The following is an 821-nucleotide window of genomic DNA, read 5'->3' as shown; positions in this document are numbered from 1 at the left end:
ACGCCAGCTTGAGGAAGGCGAGCGCGTTGCGCGACAGATTTTCGAAATCCTTGGCCAGCCTGCGGCATCGACCCAGCCATGCGAACGTCCGTTCGACCACCCAGCGCCTCGGCAGAACCTCAAAACCCTTGGCGGTGTCGGAGCGCTTGACGATCGCGGTCGCAAGTCCTGGCATTGCCTTCTTTTGTCCCTTGGCGAAGACAGGCCCCTGATAGCCACCATCGGCGAACAGTTTCTTCAAGAACGGATAGCGCCCGAACAGCGTCTTCAGAACCAGCACGCCACCGTCGCGGTCCTGGATGTCGGCCGGATGAACCAGCGCATGCAGCAGAAGGCCTACCGTATCGACAAGGATATGGCGTTTCTTGCCTTTGATCTTTTTCCCCGCATCATACCCGCCCGGGTCAATGCAGCGCCCCCTTTTTCAGCGCCTTTGACGCTCTGGCTGTCCATGATTGCCGCCGTCGGACTGGCCTCGCGGCCCATCGCCTCACGGCATTTCACGTAGAGTTCCTCATGAATGCGGCCGAGCGTGCCGTCCCAGTTCCACAGGTCGAAATAGCTGAACAGCGTGCTCTTCGGCGGCAGGTCCTTCGGCACTGCCCGCCATTGGCAACCCGTGCTGAGAACATAAAGCAGGCCGTTGAGAACCTCCCGGACATCGACCTCACGCCTGCGACCGCCGTGCTTGGCAGGCGGAATCAAGGGTTCAGCCAGCGCCCATTCCGCATCCGTCAAATCGCTCGGATAGCGCAGACAATCTCGATTGTATTTCCCTCGGTTAGCCTTCGTCCACATCGCGTCCATGCCCTCATCGAATC

At 60.0% G+C, this 821-nt stretch carries 1 protein-coding gene; it reads right to left on the bottom strand.

Annotated features, from left to right (window positions below; translation table 11 throughout):
* Positions 1 to 798 (bottom strand): IS5 family transposase gene (locus ACSQ3F_RS29330; protein WP_436103675.1). Its coding sequence is split into 2 segments (ribosomal slippage), with 799 coding nucleotides annotated over them: positions 1 to 411 and positions 411 to 798; the frame shifts between segments, so codons are not numbered across the junction. This gene is flagged as partial in the annotation.
* Between the last annotated feature and the right edge of the window lie 23 nt (positions 799 to 821).

The organism is Pararhizobium sp. LjRoot238, from assembly GCF_964252955.1.
In the GTDB taxonomy this organism is placed as follows: Bacteria; Pseudomonadota; Alphaproteobacteria; order Rhizobiales; family Rhizobiaceae; genus Pararhizobium.
The sequence above is the reverse complement of the archived record's forward strand: the minus strand, read 5'-3'. Positions and strand labels throughout refer to the sequence as shown.